Source organism: Kitasatospora sp. NPDC050543, assembly GCF_044457565.1.
GTDB lineage: Bacteria > Actinomycetota > Actinomycetes > Streptomycetales > Streptomycetaceae > Kitasatospora.
The window spans coordinates 318,256-343,026 of the sequence record NZ_JBITGZ010000005.1 but is presented as its reverse complement, the minus strand read 5'-3'; the positions used below and the strand labels follow the sequence as shown (position 1 = coordinate 343,026).

At 73.9% G+C, this 24,771-nt stretch carries 22 protein-coding genes and 1 riboswitch; of the genes, 11 read left to right on the top strand and 11 right to left on the bottom strand.

Annotation, left to right across the window (positions count from 1 at the left end; all coding sequences use genetic code 11):
* Positions 1-176 precede the first annotated feature (176 nt).
* Complete coding sequence (locus ACIBH3_RS09265) at positions 177-1,307, top strand: GDSL-type esterase/lipase family protein (RefSeq protein WP_396311290.1); 1,131 nt, start codon at positions 177-179, stop codon at positions 1,305-1,307.
* 72 nt (positions 1,308-1,379) lie between these two features.
* Here the strand turns inward: ACIBH3_RS09265 and ACIBH3_RS09260 are convergent, their stop codons facing one another.
* Positions 1,380-2,738, bottom strand: a complete 1,359-nt coding sequence (locus ACIBH3_RS09260) for an NAD(P)/FAD-dependent oxidoreductase (protein WP_396311289.1) — start codon at positions 2,736-2,738, stop codon at positions 1,380-1,382.
* A gap of 126 nt (positions 2,739-2,864) precedes the next feature.
* Here ACIBH3_RS09260 and ACIBH3_RS09255 point away from each other — a divergent pair, with 126 nt between their 5' ends.
* From ACIBH3_RS09255 to purB, 4 genes are all read left to right on the top strand, one after another.
* The gene (locus ACIBH3_RS09255) at positions 2,865-3,620 is read left to right on the top strand and encodes a HipA family kinase (protein WP_396311288.1); all 756 of its coding nucleotides are present in this window, start codon (positions 2,865-2,867) and stop codon (positions 3,618-3,620) included.
* On the top strand, positions 3,617-4,042 hold the full coding sequence (locus ACIBH3_RS09250) for a DUF3037 domain-containing protein (RefSeq protein WP_396311287.1): 426 nt from the start codon (positions 3,617-3,619) through the stop codon (positions 4,040-4,042). Before ACIBH3_RS09255 ends, ACIBH3_RS09250 begins: the two co-directional genes overlap by 4 nt.
* 132 nt (positions 4,043-4,174) lie before the next feature.
* A complete protein-coding gene (locus ACIBH3_RS09245) occupies positions 4,175-4,618 on the top strand; it encodes a MarR family winged helix-turn-helix transcriptional regulator (protein ID WP_396311286.1) in 444 nt (147 codons plus the stop codon).
* A 128-nt stretch (positions 4,619-4,746) separates the two neighbouring features.
* Entirely contained in the window at positions 4,747-6,177 is a 1,431-nt protein-coding gene (gene purB, locus ACIBH3_RS09240; protein ID WP_396311285.1) for an adenylosuccinate lyase, read from the top strand.
* A 27-nt stretch (positions 6,178-6,204) separates the two neighbouring features.
* Here purB and ACIBH3_RS09235 read toward each other — a convergent pair whose 3' ends face one another.
* Complete coding sequence (locus ACIBH3_RS09235; RefSeq protein WP_396311284.1) at positions 6,205-7,734, bottom strand: MFS transporter; 1,530 nt, start codon at positions 7,732-7,734, stop codon at positions 6,205-6,207.
* Positions 7,735-8,052: 318 nt separating this feature from the next.
* A riboswitch (cyclic di-AMP (ydaO/yuaA leader) is annotated at positions 8,053-8,206 on the top strand.
* Between the two features lie 3 nt (positions 8,207-8,209).
* Here ACIBH3_RS09235 and ACIBH3_RS09230 point away from each other — a divergent pair.
* Positions 8,210-9,259, top strand: a complete 1,050-nt coding sequence (locus tag ACIBH3_RS09230) for a peptidoglycan DD-metalloendopeptidase family protein (RefSeq protein WP_396311283.1) — start codon at positions 8,210-8,212, stop codon at positions 9,257-9,259.
* Positions 9,260-9,425: 166 nt separating this feature from the next.
* Here ACIBH3_RS09230 and ACIBH3_RS09225 read toward each other — a convergent pair whose 3' ends face one another.
* Together ACIBH3_RS09225 and ACIBH3_RS09220 are read right to left on the bottom strand one after the other, a co-directional pair.
* Positions 9,426-10,142 carry a DUF2470 domain-containing protein gene (locus ACIBH3_RS09225; protein ID WP_396311282.1) on the bottom strand — a complete coding sequence of 239 codons (717 nt, stop codon included), beginning with the start codon at positions 10,140-10,142 and terminating at the stop codon, positions 9,426-9,428.
* Between the two features lie 157 nt (positions 10,143-10,299).
* Positions 10,300-11,229, bottom strand: a complete 930-nt coding sequence (locus tag ACIBH3_RS09220; protein WP_396311281.1) for a hypothetical protein — start codon at positions 11,227-11,229, stop codon at positions 10,300-10,302.
* A gap of 324 nt (positions 11,230-11,553) precedes the next feature.
* On the opposite strand from ACIBH3_RS09220, the gene ACIBH3_RS09215 reads away from it, so the two are divergent.
* Together ACIBH3_RS09215 and ACIBH3_RS09210 are read left to right on the top strand one after the other, a co-directional pair.
* Positions 11,554-12,672 (top strand): alpha-hydroxy-acid oxidizing protein, encoded by a 1,119-nt coding sequence (locus ACIBH3_RS09215; protein WP_396311314.1) that lies wholly within the window; start codon positions 11,554-11,556, stop codon positions 12,670-12,672.
* A gap of 155 nt (positions 12,673-12,827) precedes the next feature.
* Positions 12,828-14,033: an MFS transporter gene (locus ACIBH3_RS09210; RefSeq protein ID WP_396311280.1), complete on the top strand. Its 1,206-nt coding sequence runs from the start codon at positions 12,828-12,830 to the stop codon at positions 14,031-14,033.
* 261 nt (positions 14,034-14,294) lie between these two features.
* On the opposite strand, the gene ACIBH3_RS09205 is transcribed toward ACIBH3_RS09210, so the two are convergent.
* Together ACIBH3_RS09205 and ACIBH3_RS09200 are read right to left on the bottom strand one after the other, a co-directional pair.
* Positions 14,295-15,044 (bottom strand): IclR family transcriptional regulator, encoded by a 750-nt coding sequence (locus ACIBH3_RS09205; protein WP_396311279.1) that lies wholly within the window; start codon positions 15,042-15,044, stop codon positions 14,295-14,297.
* Positions 15,041-15,493, bottom strand: a complete 453-nt coding sequence (locus ACIBH3_RS09200) for a hypothetical protein (protein WP_396311278.1) — start codon at positions 15,491-15,493, stop codon at positions 15,041-15,043. The genes ACIBH3_RS09205 and ACIBH3_RS09200 overlap by 4 nt, the downstream gene beginning before the upstream one ends.
* Before the next feature lie 177 nt (positions 15,494-15,670).
* Between ACIBH3_RS09200 and ACIBH3_RS09195 the strand changes: the two genes are divergently transcribed.
* The gene (locus ACIBH3_RS09195; protein ID WP_396311277.1) at positions 15,671-17,023 is read left to right on the top strand and encodes an alanine racemase; all 1,353 of its coding nucleotides are present in this window, start codon (positions 15,671-15,673) and stop codon (positions 17,021-17,023) included.
* Between the two features lie 329 nt (positions 17,024-17,352).
* Positions 17,353-18,933: an alpha-amylase family glycosyl hydrolase gene (locus tag ACIBH3_RS09190; RefSeq protein ID WP_396311276.1), complete on the top strand. Its 1,581-nt coding sequence runs from the start codon at positions 17,353-17,355 to the stop codon at positions 18,931-18,933.
* Between the two features lie 131 nt (positions 18,934-19,064).
* Here ACIBH3_RS09190 and ACIBH3_RS09185 read toward each other — a convergent pair whose 3' ends face one another.
* On the bottom strand, positions 19,065-19,880 hold the full coding sequence (locus tag ACIBH3_RS09185; protein WP_396311275.1) for a putative protein N(5)-glutamine methyltransferase: 816 nt from the start codon (positions 19,878-19,880) through the stop codon (positions 19,065-19,067).
* A gap of 386 nt (positions 19,881-20,266) precedes the next feature.
* On the opposite strand from ACIBH3_RS09185, the gene ACIBH3_RS09180 reads away from it, so the two are divergent.
* Positions 20,267-21,211 (top strand): GNAT family N-acetyltransferase, encoded by a 945-nt coding sequence (locus ACIBH3_RS09180; RefSeq protein ID WP_396311274.1) that lies wholly within the window; start codon positions 20,267-20,269, stop codon positions 21,209-21,211.
* A gap of 26 nt (positions 21,212-21,237) precedes the next feature.
* Here ACIBH3_RS09180 and ACIBH3_RS09175 read toward each other — a convergent pair whose 3' ends face one another.
* The 4 genes from ACIBH3_RS09175 to ACIBH3_RS09160 all read right to left on the bottom strand — a co-directional run bounded on the left by ACIBH3_RS09175 (position 21,238) and on the right by ACIBH3_RS09160 (position 24,711).
* Positions 21,238-22,041 carry a (2Fe-2S)-binding protein gene (locus ACIBH3_RS09175; RefSeq protein ID WP_396311273.1) on the bottom strand — a complete coding sequence of 268 codons (804 nt, stop codon included), beginning with the start codon at positions 22,039-22,041 and terminating at the stop codon, positions 21,238-21,240.
* Between the two features lie 88 nt (positions 22,042-22,129).
* Positions 22,130-22,717, bottom strand: coding sequence for a hypothetical protein (locus ACIBH3_RS09170; protein ID WP_396311272.1), 588 nt, complete (start codon positions 22,715-22,717; stop codon positions 22,130-22,132).
* A gap of 499 nt (positions 22,718-23,216) precedes the next feature.
* A complete protein-coding gene (locus ACIBH3_RS09165; RefSeq protein ID WP_396311271.1) occupies positions 23,217-23,696 on the bottom strand; it encodes a hypothetical protein in 480 nt (159 codons plus the stop codon).
* Positions 23,683-24,711, bottom strand: a complete 1,029-nt coding sequence (locus ACIBH3_RS09160; protein WP_396311270.1) for a hypothetical protein — start codon at positions 24,709-24,711, stop codon at positions 23,683-23,685. The genes ACIBH3_RS09165 and ACIBH3_RS09160 overlap by 14 nt, the downstream gene beginning before the upstream one ends.
* Positions 24,712-24,771 lie beyond the last annotated feature (60 nt).

Genomic DNA, 24,771 nt, shown 5'->3' with positions numbered 1-24,771 from the left:
GCCGGCGGCCCACCCTCACTCGCGCGTCCCGTCTGCCCCCACGACGCAGGCGGGACCGAACGCAGGAGTTCGCCGTGCCCGAAAGCTGTCAGAGCACCACAAGCGCAGCCAGCACCGCCAGCACCAGCAACACTGCCAGCACCATCAGCCCCGCCGCCACCGGCCGAACACGGCGCATGTTCGCCGCGCTCCTGGCCCTGCCCCTCGCCGCCACCGGCCTGATCGCCGTCGCCGCCCCCGCCCACGCCGCCACCGGCCCCACCGCGAGCGTCACGATGGGCGACAGCTACATCTCCGGCGAGGCCGGCCGCTGGAAGGGCAACAGCACCACCACCAGCGGCAGCCGCGCCGGCACCGACCGCGCCTGGACCTCCGGCAGCAGCTACGACCCCGCCCGGGTCTACGGCAGCACGGCCGCCAGCGGATGCGACCGCTCGGACGTCGCCGAGGTGCGCAGCGCCCCCACCATCGCGCAGACCCAGATCAACCTCGCCTGCTCCGGGGCCGTCAGCGCCAACGTCTTCCGCGCCTCCAACGGCGGGCAGTCCTACAAGGGCGAGGCCCCGCAGGCCGACCAGCTCGCCACCGTCGCCGCCCAGAACAACGTCAAGCTGATCACCCTCTCCATCGGCGGCAACGACCTCGGCTTCGCCGACGTCATCACCACCTGCGTCTCGGACTACCTGATCTGGTACTCGTACTGCAACGACGACCAGCAGCAGGAGATCGACGCCAAGATGCCCGCCGCGATGGCCGGCGTCGGCAAGTCCATCGACGAGATCCGCGCGGCGATGGCCGCCGCCGGCTACTCGGCCGGGTCCTACCGGATCGTGCTCCAGTCCTACCCCTCGCCGATCCCGCGCAGCTCCGAGATGCGCTACCGCGAGAGCGGCTGGGACCGCTCGGACATCGGCGGCTGCCCGTTCTGGGACGGCGACGCCGACTGGGCGCGTGACCGGCTGGTGCCGCAGATCTCCAACGCGCTGGCCGGTGTCGCGGCCGCCAAGGGCGTGCAGTTCATGGACCTGCGCGACATGCTCCAGGGCCGTGAGGTCTGCGCCAAGGCGTCGAAGCAGGCCACCTCGTCCTCGGCGCCGTCCGCGACCACCAGCGAGTGGGCGCGCTTCGTCGACGGCGGCCTGAGTGCCTCGCAGGGCGTCATCCAGGAGTCCATGCACCCCAACTACTACGGCCAGCAGGCCCTGGGCCGCTGCCTGACCCTGCTCTACGCCAAGCCGAGCGGTGACTACAGCTGCCGCAACACGGCGGGCCAGGACGCCTCCGGGATGTACCTGACGGCGAAGTAGCCGCCTCCCGCGCCGAGGCCGGTGCCCGTACCGTCGCGCGCGGTACGGGCACCGGCCCGGTGCGTGGGGGGCTCAGCCCTTGGCGAGCAACGCCTGGGCGTGCGCCCTGACCTGTTCCTTCGTCAGATAGGCGTCGGTGTACTCGAAATCCCGCAGCCGGGCCGGCTGGCGGGCCAGGAAGCCCGTCCGGACGAAGTCGTCGCCGGCGGTCGCGTTCAGCAGCCAGTTCGCGCCGACCCGGAACTTGGAGGAGTTGGTGCGCATCGCCATCAGGTGGTAGCCGCGGGCGACCAGCTGGGCGGGCACGCCCGTGAGCTCGATGCCCACCGGCTTGGAGACGGCGTCCTTGCCGCCGAGGTCCACCACCAGGCCCAGGTCCCGGTGGTAGTACGGCTGGAGCGGCTGGCCGCGGAGCGAGGCGATCACGTTGTCCGCCACCACCCGCCCCTGGCGGGCCGAGTGCTGGGCGGTCGGCGGGCAGACCGCGCCGTCCCCCTTGGCGAGGTCGGGCACGGCCGCGGCGTCACCGAGCGCGAAGACGCCCTCGAACTGCGGCACCCGCATCTCCGCCGTCACCGCGGCCCGCCCGCGGACCGTCTCCACGTCCAGCGTGCCGATCAGCGGGCTGGCGGCGACGCCGGCCGTCCAGATCAGCGTCCGGCTGGGGAGCACCCGGCCGTCGGTGAACTTGACGCTCTCCGCGCCGACCTCGGCCACCGAGACGCCGAGCGAGACCTCGATGCCGCGCCGGCGCAGCACCTCGAGCGCGGTGGTGCCCAGGGTGTCGCCCAGCTCCGGCATCAGCTTCGGGGCGATGTCGATCAGGTGCCATTTGATCTGCCGGGCGTCGAGCCTGGGGTAGCGCCTGGCCGCGGCGGTGGTCAGCCGCTGGAGGCACGCCGCCGTCTCGGTGCCCGCGTAGCCGCCGCCGACCACCACGAACTGCAGCCGCGACTCCCGCTCGCGCTGGTCGACGGTGGCCGAGGCGAGGTCGAGCTGGGCGATCACGTGGTCGCGGACGTACGTCGCCTCGGCGAGCGTCTTCATCCCGCGCGCGTAGTCCGTCAGCCCGGGGATGTCGAAGGTCCTGGTCACACTGCCGGGGGCGAGCACCAGGTAGTCGTAGCGCTGCGCCACCACCTCGTCGGTGATCTTGCGGATCACGCAGACCCTGGAGCGCGGATCGATGCCGATGGCCCCGCCCGGGACTATGTGGGTACGGTGCAGCGATCGGCGCAGGGACACCGCCACGGACTGCGGGGTCAGCACACCGGCCGCGACGTGCGGCAGCAGCGGCAGGTACAGCTGGTAGCTGAACGGCGTGACCAGCGAGATCTCCGCCTCCGAGGGCGTGAGCTTGCGTTCCAGCCGGCGCGCGCACTCCAGTCCGGCGAAGCCGGCGCCCACGATCAGGATCCGAGGTCGTTCCATCGTTCATCCCTTACATGCAGATCCGAGCCGCAACAGGACAACTGTTCGCCACACTCGCACGGACCAACCGGCCCTGCCACCGCAACGGTGCGGACGGTTGACCTGACGGGTCGGTAGGCTGTCCGGGTGCTCCCCCAGGTGACGGCGGTCCGCTATGTGACGCCACTGCGAGAAGGCGGCTCGATGCCGGGACTGGTCGAGGCCGACGACCACCGGCTCTATGCCCTGAAGTGGTGCGGCGCCGCACAGGGCCGCAAGGCGCTGGTCGCCGAGGTGCTCGCCGGGGAGCTGGGCCGCCGGCTCGGGCTGCCGGTGCCGGAGTTGGTGCTCGTGGACCTCGACCCGGTACTGGCGCGCAGCGAGCCGGACCCGCAGATCCAGGACCAGATGCGGGCCAGCGGCGGCCTCAACCTGGGGATGGCCTTCGTCAGCGGGGCGCTCAACTTCGATCCGCTCTGCTTCGCGGTGGATCCGCAGACGGCGGGGCAGGTGCTCTGGTTCGACGCGCTGATCGGCAATGTGGACCGCTCCTGGCGCAATCCCAACCTGCTGGTCGCGACCGGCGGGCTGCGGCTGATCGACCACGGCGCCAGCCTGATCTTCCACCATCACTGGGCCGGCGCGGCCGGCTGGACGCGCCGGCGCTACGACGCGGGCGACCACGCCCTGCTGCGCGCCGAACCGGACCTCGCGGCGGCCGACAAGACCCTGGCCCCGCTGGCCGAGTCGGTGCTGGCCGAGGCCGTGGCGCAGATCCCCGACGTCTGGCTCACCGACGAGGCCGGCTTCGACTCGCCCGAGGCGGTCCGCGCGGCGTACCGCGAGCAGCTCACCGCGCGGCTGGCGGGCCCGCGCGACTGGCTCCCGGAGGTGTCCGCATGACCAGGCCCGAGCCGAGTGCGCCCACGGCCCCGGTGGACGGGGCCGCCCTGCACGACTACGAGTACGCGGTGATCCGGGCGGTGCCCAGGGTCGAGCGCGGCGAGTGCGTCAACGTGGGGGTCCTGCTCTACTGCCGGCAGAACGCGCACCTCGGTGCGCGCACCCACCTGGACCAGGGCCGGCTGCTGGCGCTGGACCCGGTGGCCGACGTGGCGGGCGTCCGGCGGGCGCTGCACGGCATCGAGGTGATCTGCGCGGGAGGGCCGGAGGCCGGGCCGGCCGCCGGGGACAGCCCCGGGCAGCGCTTCCGCTGGCTGGCGGCGCCGCGCAGCGCGGTCGTGCAGCCGGGGCCGGTGCACACCGGGCTGACCGCCGACCCGGAGGCCGAGCTACGGCGGCTGTTCGAGCTGCTGGTGCTCTGAGCCGCCGTGCTCCGAGCGCGGTGCGGCCGGCGCGCTGCCCGGTCGGCGCGCCGTGGCGGGCTGCCCGGGGCGCAGGTGCTTTCGATGGTCAAAGCTGGAGTTGCTGAACCTTTTACGCGTACCCTGATGACCATGGGTTCGACAGCGACGACGACCGTACCGACCACCGCCGAGTTGATGGAGGCGCTGGCCGCCGTCGGCGCCGCGTACTTCCAGGACTTCGCGGGTGCGGCGGCCAGGCACGGCCTGTCGTCCTCGCAGGCGAAGGCGCTCGGGGCGGTGCAGACGCCGGTGCCGATGCGTGCGCTGGCCGGCCGGCTCGGCTGCGACGCCTCCAACGTCACCGGCATCGTCGACCGGCTGGAGACCCTGGGGCTGGCCAACCGCGAGGCGGCGGCCGCCGACCGCCGGGTGAAGAACGTGGTCATCACCGAGCACGGCCAGGAGATCCTGCGCCTGATCCGCGCCGAGATGGCCCGTACCCACGAGGCTTTCGACGCGATGACCGACGAGCAGCGGGTCTCGCTGCACTCCATCTGCGCCCAGGTGCTCCCGGTCCTCACCGGCCGGGCGTGACCCGCGCAGCCGGGCGTGCCGCGTGACCCGGGCCTGACCGGGCCCGCACAGCCGGGCCGGCCGGTGTGCGGGCGGTCGGGCCGGTGCGCCGGGAGTCGGGCCGACCTGGGCTGTTAGGCTTGCGAAGCGTGAGCGCGAAGCCCCAGATCCCCAATGTCCTGGCCTCCCGGTACGCCTCGGCGACCCTGGCCCAGCTGTGGTCCCCCGAGCACAAGGTGGTTCTCGAGCGCCATCTGTGGCTCGCCGTCCTGAAGGCCCAGCAGGACCTCGGTGTCGAGGTGCCCGCCAACGCCGTCGCCGACTACGAGAAGGTCGTCGACCAGGTCGACCTGGCCTCCATCGCCGCGCGTGAGCGGATCACCCGGCACGACGTCAAGGCCCGGATCGAGGAGTTCAGCGACCTCGCCGGCCACGAGCAGATCCACAAGGGCATGACCTCTCGGGACCTCACCGAGAACGTCGAGCAGCTGCAGATCCGCCAGTCCCTGGAGCACGTGCGGGACCGTACGGTCGCCGTGCTGGTGCGCCTGGGCCGGCTCTCCGCCCAGCACGCCGAGCTGGTCATGGCCGGCCGCTCGCACAATGTGGCCGCGCAGGCGACCACCCTGGGCAAGCGCTTCGCGACCGTCGCGGACGAGCTGCTGGTCGCGTTCAACCGCCTGGAGGAGCTGATCGCCCGCTACCCGCTGCGCGGGATCAAGGGCCCGGTCGGTACCGCGCAGGACATGCTCGACCTGCTCGGTGGCGACACCGAGAAGCTCGCCGAGCTGGAGCGCCGGGTCGCCGGCCACCTCGGCTTCGAGAACGTGCTCACCAGCGTCGGCCAGGTCTACCCGCGCTCCCTGGACTTCGAGGTGCTCACCGCCCTCGTCCAGCTCTCCGCCGGGCCGTCCAGCCTGGCCAAGACCATCCGCCTGATGGCCGGCCACGAGCTCGTCACCGAGGGCTTCAAGGAGGGCCAGGTCGGCTCCTCCGCGATGCCGCACAAGATGAACACCCGCTCCTGCGAGCGCGTCAACGGCCTGGCCGTCATCCTGCGCGGCTACGCGTCGATGACCGCCGAGCTGGCCGGAGACCAGTGGAACGAGGGTGACGTCTCCTGCTCGGTGGTGCGCCGGGTCGCGCTGCCGGACGCCTTCTTCGCCTTCGACGGCCTGCTGGAGACCCTGCTGACCGTCCTGGACGAGTTCGGCGCCTTCCCGGCCGTGGTCGAGGCCGAGCTGGACCGCTACCTGCCCTTCCTGGCCACCACCAAGGTGCTGATGGGCCTGGTGCGGGCGGGTGTCGGCCGCGAGGCCGGGCACGAGGTCATCAAGGAGCACGCCGTCGCCTCCGCGCTGGCGATGCGCGGCGGGGCCCGGGAGAACGAGCTGCTGGACCGGCTGGCCGAGGACGCGCGCGTCCCGCTGGACCGCGCCGCGCTGGACGCGCTGCTCGCCGACCGGCTCTCCTTCACCGGCGCGGCCGGGGCGCAGGTCGCCGAGGTCGTGCGACGGATCGAGGCCGTCGCCGCCGCCTACCCCGAGGCAGCCAAGTACGCGCCCGGCGACATCCTCTGACGTAGCATCAGTGCATTCGCGCGGCCCTCAGGGCCCGGTCGCCGTCCCGGTGGCCGGGCCCTGAGGCGTCTCGCCGCCGGGGCGTCCCGGGTCGAACGGCGGGGTGGTGGTGGCGCAGTTCCACTCGCAAGTCGGCTCGGCCACCGGGTGGTCGGGCGCCAGGACGTTGCCGCGTACCGTCGCCAGCGCCAGCAGCCCGCCGGTGGTCAGCAGGCCGGCGCAGATCAGCATCGAGGTGTGGAAGGCGGAGTCGACCGCCTCGGGCACCCGGTAGGCCTCCCCGCTCAGCCCCGACAGGGCGGGCAGCGCCGCGACGGCGAGCAGGCCGGCCGCCCGGGCGGCGGCGTTGTTGACACCGCTCGCGATCCCGGCCCGCCTGACCTCCACGGCGGCCAGCACCGTCGCCGTCAGCGGCGCGACCAGCAGCGTCATCCCGCAGCCCAGCACCGTGCTCGCGGGCAGCACGTCCGTCCAGTAGGAGGCGTCCGGCCCGATCCGCAGCATCAGCAGCACCCCGGCCGCGCAGATCAGCGGGCCGACGAAGAGCGGCAGCCGCGGGCCGATCCGCTTGCCCAGGCGCCCGGCCCGCGAGGACAGTGCGAGCATCAGGATCGTGATCGGGAGCAGGGCCAGGCCCGAGGTGAGCGGCGAGAAGCCGCTGACCGTCTGCAGCTGCACCACCAGCAGGAAGAACACCCCGCTGAACGCGCTGTACACGCAGAGCGTGACCAGATTGACGGAGGTGAACAGCCGGGAGGCGAACAGCTCGGGCGGCAGCATCGGCTCGGAGCGGCGCCGCTCGGTGGTGATGAAGGCCGCACCCAGCAGCACCCCGGCCACCGCCGTGACCCAGACCGCGGGTGAGAGTCCCTCACCGGCCGCCGTCAGCGCGTAGGTGATCGCGCCGAGCGCGAGCGCGGCCAGCGTGGCGCCGAGCACGTCGAAGCTTCCGGTGGCGCTCTCGTCCCGGGTCTCCGGAACGTGACGGGCGGCGACCGCGACCACGACGGCGGCCAGTGGCACGTTCAGCAGGAAGATCCACCGCCAGCCTGGCCCGTCCACCAGCCAGCCGCCGAGGAAGGGGCCGACGGCCGCGGCCACCCCGCCCAGGCCCGACCAGAGGCCGACCGCGGGGGAGCGGTCCTCCGGGTGGAAGGAGGCCTGGAGCATCGCCAGGGATCCGGGGGTGAGCAGTGCGCCGCCGATCCCCTGGAGGGCGCGGGCGGCGATCAGGAACCCGATCGAGGGCGCGGCGGCGCAGGCGGCCGAGGCGACGGCGAACCAGCAGACGCCGAGTAGGAAGATCCTGCGCCGGCCGTACCGGTCGCCGAGCGCGCCACCGAGCAGGATCAGCCCGGCGAGTGTGAGCAGATAGGCGTTCAGGGTCCACTGCAGGGCGGCCAGTGAGGCGTTCAGATCGATGCCGATCCGGGGCAGCGCGACGTTGACCACGGTGCCGTCGAGCATGGCCATGCTGGAGCCCAGGACTGTGGCGAGCAGCACCCATCGCCCCTGTGCGGTGCCGAGCCGCAGTCCGCCGGCGGAGTCTTTTGCCACGGCCCGATCGTGCGCGCCCGGGGGTGAAGTGACAAGGCTCACCGGCGGCGTGTCGGCCGGTGACCGAGAATATCCGGCCGTGTACGGAGTGCCCCGAATATGACCGGATCCTCGGTGGCCGGTAGCGCAGCGCAACTGGATTGTGCACATACTGCGTAGGCGATCATTCGGAGCGTCACGGTAATTCGGCGAATTGTTGACCGGTGAAGAGATCGACATTGCTTCGATCGGGTCGATGGGCTTTGCTTCAGCGACCGCCCGGCCCTGGTCCGGACGGCTCCCCGGGTAGAACGCCTAGTCCTGCCGCTGCCCGGAGGTATCGGAACTGAGCTCTGTACGGCAGGAGCGGGGGAACCACAGGTAAGTTGCCGTCCCGGAATTCCGGGGCGGCTTGGGGTGAAGCCGCGCTTGCGGCCGGGCAACTCCAGCCCGAACCCGACAGCTCACCTCGCAGGCGTCGGAGAGGAAATCCCCCATGCCCGCACAGGCAACCCCCCTTCGTAACCGCCTGCCCCGCCTCGCCCGCATCGGCATCGCCACCGGCGTCGTCGGCGCCGTGTTCGGCCTCCCGCTGGTGACCGCCGCGACCGCCCAGGCCCACGAGGCCCCGGCCGCCAAGACCCAGCAGTCGGCCCCGGCCGCCGCGACCAGCACCGACGCTGTCGCCGTTGCCGAGAAGCCCGCCGCCGCGCCCGCCGAGGCCGCTCCGGCCCCGGCCGCCGCGCCCGCCGAGCAGAAGTACAAGGTCGTCGGCGGCGACTCGCTGTCGAAGATCGCCGCCTCGCACAAGGTTGAGGGTGGCTGGCACGCGCTGTACGACCACAACCGTGACGTGGTCGGCGCCAACCCGAACCTGATCTTCCCCGGTCAGCAGCTCTCGCTGAACGGCAAGCCGGTCGCCCAGGCCCCCGCGGCCCCGGTCGAGAAGCCCGCGGCCCCGGTCCAGAAGCCCGCCGCCCCGGCGAAGAAGCCCGCCGCCCCGGCCCCGGTCAAGCAGACCCCCAAGCCGGCCAAGCCCACCGAGAAGCCCGCCGCCCCGGCGAAGCAGGCCCCCAAGCCCGCCGCCACCACCCCGGCCACCCCGGCGCCCGCCACCAAGCCGGCCACCGCCAACGCCTCGGGCTACACCGCGCCGATCGCCGGCGCCAAGCTCGGCACCGCCTACGGCGTGGCCGGCTCCATGTGGGCCAGCGGCCACCACACCGGCGCCGACTTCGTCGCCCCGACCGGGACCCCGCTCAAGGCTGTCGCCGCGGGCACCGTGGTCAAGGCCGGCCCCGGCGGCGCCTACGGTAACGAGGTCGAGATCAAGCTCGCCGACGGCAAGTACGCCCAGTACGCCCACCTGTCCTCGATCGGCGTCAAGGTCGGCCAGACCGTGACCGTCGGTCAGCAGATCGGCCTCTCCGGTGCCACCGGCAACGTGACCGGCCCGCACCTGCACTTCGAGATCCGCACCGGCTCGGAGTACGGCTCGGACATCGACCCGATCGCGTACCTGCGCGCGCACGGCGTCAGCATCTGATCCTCCGGGATCCGCTCCACCGCGGTACCTGACCAGTCGCGGTGAACACACCGGGCCGGGCCGGCTTGCGAAGTCTCTTCGCGGCCGGCCCGGCCGGTCGCGTTTGTGCCCGCGGCGGCCGTCGTACCGGACGCACCGTCAGCTCCGGCCTCGCCCCCCGCCCGGCTCAGCGGGCGGTCGGGCCGGTGTGGGCCGCGGCGAGCAGGGCGTGCACGGCGTGGCCGAACTCCTCGGCGTCGGCGACCTGCCGGGGGAAGGCCAGCCGGACGTCCTGGTGGGTGCGCTCGCGTTCCAGGCGCAGCACGATGCCGAGCCGGTCCAGCGCCAGCGGTACCACCTGGTGAACGCCCGCGAGCAGGCCCGGCTCGATCAGCCGGGTGAGGGTGAGCAGCGCGTCCGGGTGGTCGTCGGCCAGGTGCGTGAGCAGGCCCGCCTCGTACCGGGCGAGCGGGTCGGCCTCGGCGGCCGCGAGGGCGGCGCGGTCGACGCACGAGCTTCCGTGCGGGGTGCTCAGCGCGGCCTGGGTGATCTCCAGCCAGAGATGGGCGAACTGGCCGTCGTCCGCCCGGTGGGCCGGGTGCAGGCGCCCGGCCACCGCGAGCCGGCCGCGGATCCGCTGGCGGACGGCGACCGGTGCCACGTCGGTCAGTTCGAGCACCGCGCTCGCTCCGGTGGGCGGCGCCTGTGCGGCGGCGAGGGCCGGGTCGCTGTCGGCCGGGACGCTCAGCCGGAGCCTGCCGCCGCCGCGGGCCAGGGAGTGGCCCGCGAAGAGTTCGTAGCGCTGCCCGCCGACCGCGAGGGTCAGGGACGCGGCGGCGGTGAGCAGGCTGCGGATGCGCTCGGCGTGGGTCGGCTCGGGTGTGTCGCGGTCGACGTGGCTCATGTCAGCGCTCCGGGTGGCGTAGGCAGGGACAAGATTAGGTTAGCCTTACCTTGGTCATTCGGGGCTGGTTGGCAACACCCGGCCGCCCGCGGGGTCCGCGAGGCCGGGGTGGCCCGGTGGACGGGGTGTGCGGCGGCGGCAGTTCGCCGGCCGTCGTTCAGGAGTCCCGGATCAGGCGGCCGAGTGGGAACGCGGTCGCGTCCTCGGCAGGCCGGGAGAGGTGCAGGGCGGTGTGGAAGTAGCCCTCGCTCTCCTTGCCGGCCGGGTCCTCGCCGGCCTCCGTGACGGCGTCGATCGCATGCCGCCGCTCGCCGGGCCCGCTGAAGCGCCGCTGGGGGAAGGTCGGCGCGCAGGCCTTCTCGGTGATCAGGTCATGGGGCGCCAGCCCCTCGGCGATCGGCTGGTAGGAGCCGGTACGCAGCACGAACGCGGCCACCCAGACCGGCTGTTCGGCCGCTGCCAGCAGTGGCTGGAAGGTGCGCGGGGACAGGAAGCTCGCGCCGCCGGTGACGGTGATCAGCCGGGCGTGCCGGGCGGCGGCCAGCAGCTCGGGGCTGGGCGGGCCGGCCTCCAGATTCTCGGCGAACCCCTCGTCCAGCAGACCCACGGCACGGGCGTACGCGATCGCGTTGGGCGCCACGTCCAGGCCGACCATCCGGGCGGCGTCGGGGCGCCGGTGCGCGGCGTACCAGCTCCGGTCCCACTCGGCCAGCTCGGCCGTGCCGAGCCCGGCGGCCCGGCGGCAGGTGTAGTGGGCGTAGAGGTCGTCCAGCGTCAGGTCGTGGTTGAGGAGTGCCGCGTTGATGCCGTACGAGCAGCAGATGTCGAGCACGGTGAGCGGGCGCGGGGTGCCCGCGGTGAGGTCGGCGCCGGCGCTGTGGGCGCTGCGGGCCCGGGCCTCGACCAGTCGCCGGAAGATGCGTTGGGCGTGGTGAGGTGTGCGGTACTCGAGCGGGCCGAGGGTGCGGAAGAACTCCCTGGGGTCCGGTCGGTCGTAGACCTCGTCGAACGGCGTCATCGCCGGCCGGTCGCCATCGCCATCGCCATTGTTGTCACGGTCACGGTCACGGTCGCGCGGATCGGTCATCATGCCGTCCTCTCGTCCCAGGTGGGCCCGTCGCCCCGTCAGGATGGGCGCCGGGCCGGGCGGATGGAACAGGGGGCGGCGGGATCCGGCCATCCGCCGCCCTCCGCCGGAGTCCGGGGCGGGTGTCGGGCGGTGCGTCCTTGACGCGGCGGTACGGGCGGATCACGATGCCTGGGGCATTCGAGGCGGTACCCAGTCGTTCCAGGAGGCGGTATGGCGCACGCGGCGGATCGGACGGGCGGGGCCGGCGGCGCCGCGGGGCCGGAGGGCCTGTCGGGCCCGGCCAACTTCGGCGACCACCAGCTCGGCATCTACGCGGACGGGATGTTCGGCGGCCGGCTGCCCGAGCTGACGACCGACCTGGCCGCCCTGGAGGACAGCGCCCGGGCGCGGCTGTCGCCGGAGGCCCTCGGCTACATCGTGGCGAGCGCGGGCAGCGGCGCGACGGCCCGCGCCAACCGGGCGGCCTTCGACCGCCGCCGGATCGTCCCACGGATCCTGCGCGGGGGCGCCCGGCGCGACCTGTCCTGCACCGTGCTGGGCACGGCGATGCCGGCCCCGGTCGCGGTGGCACCGATGGGCGTCCAGACCCTCGCCCACCCCGAGGGCGAACTCGCCTCGGTCCGGGCCGCGGCCGCGCTGGGCGTGCCGTACATCCACTCCACCCAGGCCGCGCACTCCTTCGAGCAGATCGCCGAGGCCGGCGGGGGCGCCCCGCGCTGGTACCAGCTGTACTGGCCCACCGACCGCGAGCTGTGCCTGAGCTTCCTGCGGCGGGCGAAGGCCAGCGGCTTCTCCGCTCTGCTGCTCACCCTCGACACGCCGCTGCTCGGCTGGCGTCCGGCCGATCTCGACCGTGGCTTCCTGCCCTTCCTGCGCGGCCAGGGCATCGCCAACTACCTGTCCGACCCGGTGTTCCTGGCCGGGCTGGACAAGCCGCTGGAGGAGGATCCGGGCGCGGCCGCGCTGCACTCGGCCCGGCTGTTCTCCAATCCGGGGCTGCGCTGGGAGGAGCTGCCCTTCCTGCGCGAACACTGGGACGGTCCGATCGTGCTCAAGGGCATCTGCGCGGTCGAGGACGCGGAACTGGCGGCCGAGCACGGGATGGACGGCATCGTCGTCTCCAACCACGGCGGCCGTCAGGTGGACGGGGCGGTCGCCGCGCTGGACGCGCTGCCCGAGATCGCCGCGGCGGTGGGGGAGCGGCTGACCGTGCTGTTCGACTCCGGTGTCCGTACCGGCGCGGACACCGCCAAGGCGCTGGCGCTCGGGGCCAGGGCCGTGCTGATCGGGCGCCCGGTGCTGTACGGGCTGGCGCTGGCCGGGCAGCGCGGTGTGGAGCACGTGCTGCGCTGCCTGCTCGCCGAGCTGGACCTGACGCTGGTGCTCTCGGGGTACACCAGCCACCGGCAGCTGACCGCGCGCTCGGTGCGGGAGGTCTGAGCCCCGCCCGGGGCGGACGGCACCCGGCTCCTGACCAGCGCTCCGTGCTCATTGTGCGCTCGCCGATATGAAGCGCTTGCAACTATCTGCTCGGGCGACGTACTGTCGACGCAGTTAGTTGCACGCGCAATGTTCCTCGGAAGCGGAGTCCCCTCATGCCTCTTGCGCTCCTGGCCCTGGCGATCAGCGCCTTCGGTATCGGCACCACCGAGTTCGTGATCATGGGCCTGCTGCCCGAGGTCGCCGGCGACTTCGCCGTCTCAATCCCCACCGCCGGCCTGCTGATCTCGGGCTACGCGCTCGGCGTCGTGGTCGGCGCCCCCGTGCTGACCGTCCTCGGCGCCAAGGTCCCGCGCAAGCGGATGCTGCTGATGCTGATGGGCCTGTTCATCGCCGGGAACCTGATCTCCGCGCTCGCCCCCGCGTTCGGCCTGCTGCTGGCCGGCCGGGTGGTCGCCGCGTTCGCGCACGGTGCCTTCTTCGGCATCGGTTCCGTCGTCGCGGCCGACCTGGTCGCCCCGCAGAAGCGGGCCGGCGCGATCGCGCTGATGTTCACCGGCCTGACCGCCGCCAACGTCCTCGGCGTGCCCATGGGCACCCTGCTCGGCCAGCACTTCGGCTGGCGCTCCACCTTCTACGTGGTCGCCGCGCTCGGTGTGATCGCTCTCGCGGGCATCGCCGCCCTCGTACCGGCCCGGCCCCGGGACGAGGACGCCCGGCTCGGACGCGAGCTGGCGGCCTTCCGCAATCCACAGGTCTGGCTCGCCATGACGACGACCGTGCTCGGCTTCGGCGCCATCTTCGCCGCCTTCACCTACATCGCGCCGATGATGACCGAGGTGACGGGCTTCGCCGACACCAGCGTCCCCTGGCTGCTCGTCCTGTTCGGCGTCGGCCTGTTCGCGGGCAACCTGCTCGGCGGCCGGTTCGCCGACCGTGCGCTGATGCGCAGCCTGTACGTGATCCTGGCGGTGCTCGCCGTGCTGCTGTTCCTCTTCACCTTCACCGCGCACAGCCGGTTCGGCGTGCTCATCACCCTCCCGCTGATCGGCGTCTTCGGCTTCGCGACCGTACCGCCGCTGCAGAAGCGGGTGATGGACCAGGCCCCCGGGGCGCCGACGCTGGCCTCCGCCGGGAACATCGCCGCCTTCAACCTGGGCAATGCGCTCGCCGCCTGGCTCGGTGGCGTGGTGATCTCCGCCGGGTTCGGCTACACCGCGCCGAACTGGGTCGGCGCGCTGCTCGCCGCCGCCGCGCTCGGGGTCGCCCTGTTCGCCGGGGCGCTGGAGCGGCGCACCGCGCGGGCGAGCCGGGTGGTCGTCGCCCGGATGCCGGAGGCCGCCGTCCCGGCGGCGCGCTGACCATCGTCCGGGGCCGCGCCCGGACGGCCGTCAGCCGATGACCGCCTGGGCGTCGATCTCCACCAGCATCGGCTCCCGCGGCAGCTCCACGAAGATCGTGGTCCGGCGGGGCTTCACACCGCCCGGGGCGATGTGCTCGTCGATGAACTCGGCGTAGACCTCACGGTCTTCTCGGTCAAGCTCGGGTCAGCTCCTCGGTCGGTACGGCTGCGCCCGGGGGCGGGTGCCCGGGCCGGAGGGGGTGGGCCGCGCTCGGGTGGCTCACGCGGACGGCAGGCCGCCGCAGTCGGCGGAGATGGCCCGCGCGGTGTCCCGCAGCTGCGGCAGCAGCGCCAGCACTCCCTCGTACGGGAGCACCACGTCGGGTACGGAGATCGACGCCGCGGCGACCACCCGCCCGGTGGCGTCCAGGACGGGCGCGGCCACGCAGTTGATGAAGGATTCGCGCTCCGCGTGGTCCTGCGCCCAGCCCCGGGCCGCGACGCTCTCCAGCTCGGCGAGCAGCGCCCGCGGCGTGGTCAGCGTGTTGGCGGTGAACGGGGTGAAGTCGATGCCCGCCACGACCCGCTCCCGCTCGGCCGGCGGCAGGGCGGTCAGCAGCACCTTGGAGACGGCCGCGCAGTGCAGCGCCGCGCGCAGCCCGATCCGCGAGTACATCCGCACCGGCTGCCGCGAGTCGTACTTGTCGATGTAGACCACCTCGCCGCCCTCGAACGCGGCCAGGTGGACGGTCTGCCCGGTGGCCGCGTTGAGCGCGGCCAGGTGCGGCGCGGCCGCACGGCGCACGCCGCGCTGCTCCAGGGCGAGGCCGGCCAGCGCGAACAGGCCGGCGCCCAGGTGGTAGCGGTAGGCGCCGTCGCGGTAGACGAAGCGCTCCTGCTCCAGGCTCTGCAGCAGGCGCAGCACGGTGGTCTTGTGCACGCCGAGCAGCTCGGCCAGCTGGTCGAGGGAGCGCTCGCCCTCGCCGAGCTCGGCGAGCAGGCGCAGGGCGCGGGTGACGGTCTGGCTCATCGGGCTCCCAGGGCGGTGCGGCGGGGTGCGGCAGCTCGGTGGGCGGTGTCGTCCTCGCGTTCGCGGGGGCGGAGGGTTTCGCGGGCGCGCTCGCCTTCGCGGGCGCTGCGGGGGCGGGGCCGGGCGGCGCCCGGGAGGTGATGCCGGCCGCCGTCACCCGCGTGGCGGCCCACTCCGTCGGATCCGCGTCCAGCAGGGCGGTGATCGCCCCGCCCGGCCGGCTCGCCCGTCAGGCGTCGGCCGAAGCCGTCGTCGCCGACCCGGCTCAGCCGGCCGGCGCGCCCGCCCGGCGCGGCAAGGCCGCAGGCCACATAGGACTGCGCGCCGCCGACCGCCGCCCGGAAGCCGTCCACCCCGTCCAGCGGCCCCGGCCGATCGGGCGGCAGGACGGCCGTCGACTCGCCCACGCAGATGGCTTCGGGGGTGGCGGGCGTCGCGGTGTCGGGCATCGCTTGCGCTCCCTCGCGTCCCCCGCGGCCGTCGTTGACCGCCGTCCCGCGCCGATGCTAGAACCGTCACACAACATGCGCAACCATCGTTGCATATGGTGCAACATCAGGCCGGCCTGACGTTGCGACACCCGGGCCGGGTCGCTCCGGCCGAGCACGCAGGACCGGAGGCACGCGGTGAACCAGAGCTTCGAGAGCAGCAGTACCGGCAGCGGCATCGACACCGCCAAGGTCGCCGCGCTGGCCGACGAGCCGCTCGACTGGCGGTTCAAGGCGCTGCCGCCCGCTGCCTGGGGCCTGACCGTCCGCGAGTACCTGGCCACCGGCCCGACCCTCGCCGACTTCGGCACCCCGCTGCTGACCCTGGACGCCGGCGCGCTCGGACACAACGTGCGCACCATGGCCGACTGGTGCGCCAAGGCCGGCGTCGCGCTCACCCCGCACGGCAAGACCACCATGGCCCCCGCCCTCTGGCAGGCCCAGCTCGCCGCGGGCAGCCACGGCATCACCCTCGCCAACCTGCCGCAGGTACGCGTCGCCCGGGCCTTCGGCGTCGACCGGATCCTGCTCGCCAACAGCCTGCTCGACCCCGCCGGGCTGGCCTGGATCGCCGCCGAGCTCGCCGCCGACCCCTCCTTCGCCTTCGTCTGCTGGGTGGACTCCGTCGAGAGCGTGCAGCTGATGGACCAGGCGCTGCGCGCGGCCGGGGTGCAGCAGCAGGTCGAGGTGCTGATCGAACTCGGCGGCCCGGGCGGGCGCACCGGCGCCCGGGGCGAGCAGACCGCCATGGCCATCGCCTTCGAGGTGCTGGCCTCCACCCGGCTCAACCTGGTCGGCGTCGGCGGCTACGAGGGCGCACTGGCCCACGACGCGACCCCCGCCGCCCTCGGCTCCGTCCGCCACTACCTGCGCGAACTGGCCGGCCTGCACGAGCAGCTGGAGGCCGCCTCCCTCTACGGCACCGGGGAGCCGATCGTCACGGCCGGCGGCAGCGCCTACTTCGACCTCGTCACCGAGGAACTGGCACCCCTGGCCACCGAGGTGCCCGGTACCAAGGTGATCCTGCGCTCCGGCGCCTACGTGGCCCACGACGACGGCTTCTACCGGGGCATCTCCCCGCTCGCCCGAGGCGCGGGCGCCGCAGGCGTCGGGGACCAGGACACCGCAAGCCCGCTGCGCCCGGCCCTGCACGGCTGGGCCCGGGTGGTCTCGCACCCCGAGCCGCAGCTCTCGCTGCTCGACGCCGGCCGGCGCGACCTGCCCTTCGACGACGGCCTGCCCGAGCCGCAGCTCGTCCGCACCCCCGAGGGCGCCAGGAGCCTGGCCGGCAGCGGCGCGCACATCAGTGCGCTCAACGACCAGCACGCCTTCCTGCGCGGGGCCGGCGAACACGCCCCCGTCGGCGCCGTCCTGCGGCTGGGCATCTCGCACCCCTGCACCGCCTTCGACAAGTGGACGATGATCCCCGTCCTCGACGACGCCGACAGCCCCGACCCCAGGGTCGTCGACCTGGTCAGGACCTTCTTCTGAGGCCCGACCTGCTGGTCGGGGGCGCCATGGTGGTCGAGGCTCCGGCGCGGAGCGCTACCGCGGGGATGTCACCGTCACCGACGGCCTGCTGCTCGGGGCCCGCCCGCACCCCGCGCCTGAGGCACCTGCGCCCGCTACCTGTCCTACTGCGGACGGGAGTTGGGCGTCCTCACGCTGGAGGAGGCGATCGCCCGGATGGCCGGCCGCCCCGGCCGCAGGCTCGGGCGCCACGGCGGCTGTACGGGCCCGGCGCCCTGTCGGGACGGCGGAGGATGGGCGAGAATCTGAGGACCGGCACACCAGTGGACACCGGCAGGAGGACCACTTCCATGACCTCGACCCGCCCCGGCCCCGACTGGCTGGCCGACGCCGTCCTCTACCAGATCTACCCCCAGACCTTCGCCGACTCCGACGGCGACGGCATCGGCGACTTCAACGGGATCACCGCCCACCTGGACCACCTGGCCTGGCTCGGCGTCGACACCGTCTGGCTCAACCCCTGCTTCGCCTCGCCGTTCCGCGACGCGGGCTACGACATCAGCGACTACCTCGCCCCCGCCCCCCGCTACGGCACCTCACAGGACCTCGTCGCCCTGGTCGAGGCCGCGCGCGCCAAGGGCATCCGGATCCTGCTGGACCTGGTGGCCGGGCACACCTCCGACCGCCACCCGTGGTTCCTGGCCTCCGCCGACGACCCGGCCGACCACCGCTACGTCTGGTGCGAGGAGCCTTTCGAGGGTTTCGTCGCCTCGCCCGGCCGGCGGCCCGGCTACTACCTGCCGAACTTCTTCGACTGCCAGCCGGCCCTCAACTTCGGCTACGCCCGCGCCCGTTCGGACCAGCCCTGGCGCCAGCCGGTCGACGCCGAGGGGCCCCGCGCCAACCGCGCCGCACTGCGCGAGATCATGCAGCACTGGCTCTCGCTGGGCCTGGCGGGCTTCCGCGTCGACATGGCGTCCACGCTCGTCAAGGACGACCCCGGGTACGTCGAGACCGCCAAACTCTGGAACGAGCTGCGCGACTGGCTCGACCGCACCCACCCCGGCGCGGCCCTGTTCGCCGAGTGGGGCGACCCGGCGGTCGCCGTCGGAGCGGGCTTCCACGCCGACTTCTTCCTCCAGTTCGGCGGCGCGACCAGGGGCCTGCCGCTGCGCTCCCTGCTGAACAACAACGCCGGTACGGTGGAGGAGTTCTGGCAGCAGGGCCCGTGCTACTTCGACGCCGAGGGCAATGGCTCCCCGCAGGTCTTCCTGGACGCGTGGCGCGACGCCGCCGCGCTCACCGACGGCTCGGGCCACATCGCGCTGCCCACCGCCAACCACGACTTCTCCCGGCTCAGCACCGGGCCGCGAGGGCGGGAGCAGCTCGCCCCCGTGTTCGCCTTCCAGCTCACCTGGCCGACCCTGCCCGCCATCTACTACGGCGACGAGATCGGCATGCGCTACCTGCCCGACCTGCCCGACACCGAGGGCAGCGTGCTCGGCCCGCACTACAACCGGGCCGGCTCCCGCACCCCCATGCAGTGGGACGCGACGCCGGGCGCAGGCTTCTCCACCGCCCCCGCCGAGCGCCGCTACCTCCCGCTCGACCCGGACCCGCACCGCCCGGACGTCGCGACCCAGCGCTCAGACCCCGGCTCCCTGCTCAACCTCGTCCGCCGCCTGATCGCCCTGCGCAGGGCGCACCCCGGCCTCGGCGCGCACGGCGGCGTCGAGGTGCTGCACGCCGGCTACCCCCTGGTCCACCGGCGCTCCGGCCGCTACCTGGTGGCGGTCAACCCGCGCCGGGAGCCGGCCGAGCTGCCGCTGCCGGACATCAAGCCCGGCCGGCCGCTGGAGGCCCGGGGGGTCGAGCACTCCGACGGCCTGCTGCGCACCGAGGGCTTCTCGTACGGGATCTTCGAGCTCTGAACCGGTGCCGCCGGCCCGGCCGGTCGACGCCGAGCAAGCGTGCCCCGGGGTGTCCGGCCGGCCGTGCGGAGCGCAGGGGTTGACGACGGGCGCCGTGCGGAAGGGCGGGACGGGCGGCGGGCGGACCGGGCTCAGCCCCGGCGCTCGCCCCGGCCGGCGATGACGACGGTGGCATCCAGCTCGTCGCAGACGGCGACCCGCGCGCGGAGCCCGTCCCGGGTGACCGTCTCGACGGCCTGCGGCACCTGGCGTTCGCTGGTCTCGAACAGCAGATGGCCGCCGGGAGCCAGCCACTGCGCCGCGGTGGCGGTCACCCGGCGCAGCACGTCGAGCCCGTCCGAGCCGCCGTCGAGCGCCACCCGGGCTTCGTGGACGCGGGCCTCGGCCGGCAGCAGCCCGATCTCGCAGGTCGGTACGTAGGGCACGTTGGCGAGCAGCACGTCGACGCGGCCCTTCAGCGCGGCCGGCAGCGGCTCGTACAGGTCGCCCTCGTACACCCGCCCGCCGGCGGCGGTGACATTGCGCCGGGCGCAGCGCACCGCGGCGGGGTCGATGTCCGCCGCGTGGAGTTCGGCCCGGCCGAGGGCCGAGACCAGGGCCGCGCCGAGCGCGCCCGAGCCGCAGCACAGGTCCACCACGACCGCCTGCGGGGCGTCGGGGGCCCGGTGGGCGAGCGCGGCCGCCCGCCGGACCAGGAACTCCGTCCGGCGGCGGGGCACGAACACCGCGGGGTCGACGAGGATCCGCAGCCCGCAGAACTCGGCCCAGCCGATGACGTGTTCGAGCGGCAGGCCGGCCACCCGGCGCTCCACCATGGCGGTGAGCTCGTCCGGAGTGTGCGCGGCGGAGAGGATCAGCTCGGCCTCGTCCTCGGCGAAGACACAGCCGGCGGCGCGAAGCCTGGTGACGATGGCGGAGAAGGGGAGAAGTGGCGATGAAGCCGACATGGGAGCCTTTCGGGATGCCTGAGGGCGCTCCCGCGATCCACCTATGCCGGATGGATCGTACGACCGTGGGAGGGGAGCACCCGTACTGCTACAGCGGTAATGGGTCCCACCTCCTCGACTCGTGCACTGCCTGAGCCGGTAACACTACCTCAGTCCCGGCCAGGCGCGGGCCTGCGCGCCCGGGTGCTCCTGATCCCGCCCGGTACGGCCGCGCCCGCCGGCGGTGGCTCGGTCGGCCCCGGCTAGGGTGGGGCGGATCGGGGGGAACGATCAAGGAATCGCGACGACGCGCGCCATCGCATCCGTGCCCCGTGCCGCCCGTGCCGCCCGCCACGTCCTGGTGCCGGGCGTTCGACCCGTGACGATGAGCCCTGCGGAGAACAGAGATGCAACTGCGTCCCATCACCGAGGCGGACCTCGCGTCCGTGCTGGCCTGCCCGACCGCCGACCCCGTCACCACGATCTCCGCCGAGCGCTACCGCGAGGAGCAGGCCAAGGGGCAGTTCCGGCCGGAGTGGTCCTGGATCGCCCAGGACGGTGACGAGGTCCTCGGCCGCGCGCTGTGGTGGGGCCGGGCGGACAGCGCTCAGCCGGTCGCGCTCGACTGCCTGTGGATCCACCCGGCCGTGGCCGACCGGTCCGCCGTGGCCGCCGACCTGCTGGCGGTCGGGCACTCCGCCTTCGCCGCCGCCGGCGAGTTCAGGCTGCCCGAGTACAACCTGACGCTGCCCAACGGCTGGCGCGCGGAGCCGGAACTGGCCGAGGCGGTCGCCTGGCGGCGGGAGGCCGCCGGCCGGGCGGGGCTGACGGTGGAGATCGAGCGGCTGCGCTACGAGTGGACGCCCGAGGCCGGGGTACCGGCGGCGGGTGGCCGGCTGGTCTTCACCGCGGAGCCCGACGATGCGGTGTTCCTGGAGGTGTTCCGCCGTCTGGCTGAGGGCACCCTCGACAACGAGACCCGCAAGAACGTCGGCTTGATGGGCCTGGAGGCCGCGGCCCGGGACGACATGGACTTCTACCTCGGCTGCCCCGGTAAGCGGGAGTGGTGGCGGCTGGTGCACACCGTGGACGGGCAGCTGGCCGGGCTGGCCATCCCCTCGGCCACGCCCTACGGCCCCAACGTCGGCTACCTCGGGGTCGTGCCCGAGCTTCGCGGCCGCCGCCACATCGACGAGATCCTGGCCGCGATCACCCGCTTCCACGCCGAGGCCGGCGCGCAGCGGATCACGGCCACCACCGACACGGACAACGCGCCGATGTCCGCCGCCTTCGAGCGCGGGGGGTACCGCAACACCGAGATCCGGCTGGTCCTGGAGGCGCCGTCGCACTGACGGCCGGGCCGGCGCCAGGTCACGGGTCAGCGCGGCGGGGTGTCGAACACACAGTCGCCGCAGACGCCCGCGCCGGGGCCGATGCGGTAGTAGAGGCAGCAACTGGTGCGCCGGAAGGCGGGGGTGGCCTGCGGCCCGGCGAGGCTGAGAGCGCCGGTGCCGGTGAGCGGGGCGAGGGCCAGCAGCCCTTCGACCAGGCGGCCGGCCCGTCGGCCGGCGTCGGGGTCGCCGTCGGGGCCGGCGGCCAGGGCGTGGCCGTGGAGCACCCGCAGGGCACCCGCCAGCGCGGAGGACGCGTTGCCCCGGAGCAGCCGCTCGGACACCGGCACGACGGCCCGGACGGCCTGCGTCAGCGGCACGAGGTTCTCCACCACGACGGCCCGGTGCAGCGCGGCGACGGGCTGCTCCGGGTCCGTGGTGCCGGCGGCGGGCTGCGGCAGCCACAGGTCGATCGGTCCCTGCTCCGGCAGGCGGGCGTGCACCCGGTCCGGGTGCAGGTCCGGCACCTCGCCGGTCAGTACGGCGGCGCCGAGCCCGACGGACCAGATCCGGGCCGCCAGGCCCAGCTGGAGGATCGAGGCGGCCACCCGCGGCTCCGCCGTCCCCAGCCTCCGCGCGACGACGGCGATCCGCTCGGCCAGCGGGGTGCCCGGCCCCTGCGCGTACAGCTCCCGCAGCGGCCCGTAGCCCGTCGGTGGTCCGGCGCCGGGCGCACCCTGCGCAACGGCGAAGTACGGCCCGACCGCCGCGAGTCGGGAGAGCCCGCCCGGCGCGGCGGCGCCTCCCGGGGCTCCGGCGGCCGTCGGCCCGGTGCCGTGGCTGCTGCTCATCGCGTCCCCCTGCTCGGGCCGACGGTATATCTTCCCGCGCCGATCCTATGCCGGGGCTCCGCGCTCCCTCGCGGACCCGCTGCGGTGCTCAGCCGCGTACCGCGTAGTTGCCGCTGGTCGTCCGGATGAAGGGCACGGTGCCCTGGCAGTCGGCGACCGGCTGGCCGAAACCGCCCCAGACCCAGCCGAGCCGGTCGGCGCGGCCGTTGTCCTGCACGGTGATCGCGACCTTGCTGCCGATCAGCTCCAGGTCGGGGAACCGCGGCACCGTCCCGGAGGTGACCACCCCGGTGGCGATCGCGTCCCGCCCGCCGACCACCAGGCAGCCGAGGGTGCCCTCGAAGTCGGCCACCAGCTGCCCGTCGGGCTTGCGGTGGACGACGTGGAACCGGCCCCGGGTGTCCGTGGGCGAGCCGTTCACGGCCGCCCGGGCGTCGAGCTCGATCCGGACGGCGTCGCCGGCGAACTCCCCGAAGTCCTGGGTCAGCGTCGTCCCCGCGGCGCCCGACACCCGCACCCCGCGGCCCGCCGCCGGGCCGTCGGCCACCGAGTCCGCCGCGGCCGCCGAGGAAGGTGCGGCCGTGGCGAGGACCCCGAGCAGGGCGAGCGAGACGGCGGCGGTCGCGAAGGTGCGGCCCGAGCGCGGGCGGGGGCGGGGGCGCACACGAAGGGTCATGTTCTGCTCACTCCTCGGTGGTACGGCGGATGCCGGGATTGTCCCCGGCGGCTGACCACCACTCTCCCCGGCGGGCCCGCCCCGGCGGATCCCGCCACGGGGTGGACCCGCTCCACCCGGCGGACGAGAGCGGCCTCCCCCCGGAGAGCCACCCGGCCCGTTCCCGGGTGGGCGCCGGGCGGAATCGGCACGGTGACGTCCTGGACGACGGAGACGGAGTTCGCCAGGCGCAAGTGCTACGCCCGGTACGGCGCGCTCCACGTGCCGGCCGCTTGCCGGCCGATCGTCAGAGCCGCGTGTGCACCCTGCTCTCCGAGCCCCACGACCTCGGCCGCGCCGTGGCGGACGGCCCGTACCCCGTCGGTGCCAGGCGGCTCAAGCGCACGGGCGACGCTGCCTGGGGACGCCACTGTGGCGTCGTGGAACCGTGGGGGTCGGGGCGGGTGAACGCGGGTCGGGACCGGCGCTGTGTCGACGCCGGCCGCGTGGGGGTTGGTGTCTACGCGGTGCGCTGGTGGCCGGTCAGGGTGCGGGCCGGGGTGGTGGTGGCCGGCTGGTGTGCGAGGGCCTCGCGGTGGATGCGGATCTTGGTGGCGCAGTGCAGGCGTACCGCGTCCCATCCGGTGGCCAGGGTGCTGATCGCGATGGCGAACCACATCTGCTGGGTGCTGAGGTGGTGTGCGGCGTAGAGCCAGGTGCTGCTGCCAGTGGCGCCGATGGCGTACCCGCCGAGCGGGACGCGGATCTTGCGGAGTGCCTGGGCGGTGGGAAGCGGGATCGTGCCGCGCAGGTTGACCCAGCGCAGGCGGGGTTGCTGGTGCGCTCCGGTGGCGGGAAGGGGGAGCGGGGTGACGTTCGAGTTGCCTTCGTCGAAGTTCACGGTGTCCTCTTCGTGGGTGAGGGGCCGGGGGTGGTGGCGCGGGGAGTGCCGGTCGGGTTCTTCGCTGCGGAGCGGGCGGGCGGGGTCAGAGGAGTTCACCGTTGGCTCCGCGTAGATCGCGTACGAGATCCTGGACGGTGAAGTCGTCATGGCCGACGACCAGGGCGGGGACGGGGGAGGTGCCGTCGAGGTCCTTGCGGATCATGTCCATGATCATCCAAGTGCAGAGGCTGCCCGGGGTGTCCCTGTCGGTGGGCTTGATCGTGCAGCCGGCGGCGGCGGCGATGAACATCGCGGTGCTGGAGATCGCGTTCGACGTCCCAGTCACCGCGGCCGGGGTGTTGCCTGCCAGCAGCAGGTCGGTGATCCCGGCGTTGGCCGAGCCGGTGAACTCCAGTTCGCGGGGCTTCAGGGCGGCCACGACGCCGGGGCGTTCGGCCAGCGCGGTGGGTACGACCACGGAGCCGGCGAGCGGGACGGTCTGGGCTTCACGGAAGAGGTGCCAGGCCCCGAACCGGGCGTCCCACCGGAAGGCGTCGTAGCCGAACGCGGCGGCGACCCTGCTACGACGGGTGGTCACGGCGGCGACCAGCGGCATGGCGGGCGTCCACAGCAGCACGGCGGCGCCGAGCGCGCTCGAACGGCCGTTGGCGAGGTAGGAGTTGAGGGAGCCGGTCAGTCCGAACAGTGCGCCTGGTCGCCCTGCCCGCCGGCTCTCGCGTACTGCCGCTTCCCGCTCGTGCGGGTGCAGGCCGTCCCCGGGGCCGTAGACGGTCATCCCCGGGTGCATGGCGCAGGCCGCCTCGTGGACGGCCTTGTACGAACGCGCCTCGATGCGGGCGCGGCCGAGCGCGTAGCACTCATCGTGCAGGGCGGCTCCGCGCTGGGCCGGGACGGAGGCCTGCTGGTGGTCCGCCGGTTCGTCGGGTCGCGCGAGGATCTCGTATGCCGCGGCCTTCGTGGGCGGTGGGCCGGCGTCGATCTCGGTGACCCGGTTCAGCACGAGGTGCTCGTCGCTGACCGGCCCCATGGCGCGCCCGGCGAGGACGCTGGCGACCTCTATGTATCCGAGGGCGCCGAACCCCTCCAGCGGTGCCTCACTGCTCTGCTCCACGACCGGCCTCCTACCTGTACCGCGCGCGATGCCTTGGCGGAGCCTGCCTGCTCGAAGCCT

Bases quoted from the DNA above. Each gene is read 5' to 3' on its own strand.
- ACIBH3_RS09215 (WP_396311314.1), top strand. From the start codon at position 11,554: ATGTTCGGCGGCCGGCTGCCCGAGCTGACGACCGACCTGGCCGCCCTG.
- ACIBH3_RS09260 (WP_396311289.1), bottom strand. From the start codon at position 2,738: ATGGAACGACCTCGGATCCTGATCGTGGGCGCCGGCTTCGCCGGACTG.
- ACIBH3_RS09220 (WP_396311281.1), bottom strand. From the start codon at position 11,229: ATGACCGATCCGCGCGACCGTGACCGTGACCGTGACAACAATGGCGAT.
- ACIBH3_RS09180 (WP_396311274.1), top strand. From the start codon at position 20,267: ATGCAACTGCGTCCCATCACCGAGGCGGACCTCGCGTCCGTGCTGGCC.
- ACIBH3_RS09245 (WP_396311286.1), top strand. From the start codon at position 4,175: ATGGGTTCGACAGCGACGACGACCGTACCGACCACCGCCGAGTTGATG.
- ACIBH3_RS09225 (WP_396311282.1), bottom strand. From the start codon at position 10,142: ATGAGCCACGTCGACCGCGACACACCCGAGCCGACCCACGCCGAGCGC.
- ACIBH3_RS09205 (WP_396311279.1), bottom strand. From the start codon at position 15,044: ATGAGCCAGACCGTCACCCGCGCCCTGCGCCTGCTCGCCGAGCTCGGC.
- ACIBH3_RS09170 (WP_396311272.1), bottom strand. From the start codon at position 22,717: ATGACCCTTCGTGTGCGCCCCCGCCCCCGCCCGCGCTCGGGCCGCACC.
- ACIBH3_RS09265 (WP_396311290.1), top strand. From the start codon at position 177: ATGTTCGCCGCGCTCCTGGCCCTGCCCCTCGCCGCCACCGGCCTGATC.
- ACIBH3_RS09190 (WP_396311276.1), top strand. From the start codon at position 17,353: ATGACCTCGACCCGCCCCGGCCCCGACTGGCTGGCCGACGCCGTCCTC.
- ACIBH3_RS09210 (WP_396311280.1), top strand. From the start codon at position 12,828: ATGCCTCTTGCGCTCCTGGCCCTGGCGATCAGCGCCTTCGGTATCGGC.
- ACIBH3_RS09250 (WP_396311287.1), top strand. From the start codon at position 3,617: ATGACCAGGCCCGAGCCGAGTGCGCCCACGGCCCCGGTGGACGGGGCC.
- ACIBH3_RS09200 (WP_396311278.1), bottom strand. From the start codon at position 15,493: ATGCCCGACACCGCGACGCCCGCCACCCCCGAAGCCATCTGCGTGGGC.
- ACIBH3_RS09175 (WP_396311273.1), bottom strand. From the start codon at position 22,041: ATGAGCAGCAGCCACGGCACCGGGCCGACGGCCGCCGGAGCCCCGGGA.
- ACIBH3_RS09230 (WP_396311283.1), top strand. From the start codon at position 8,210: ATGCCCGCACAGGCAACCCCCCTTCGTAACCGCCTGCCCCGCCTCGCC.
- ACIBH3_RS09185 (WP_396311275.1), bottom strand. From the start codon at position 19,880: ATGTCGGCTTCATCGCCACTTCTCCCCTTCTCCGCCATCGTCACCAGG.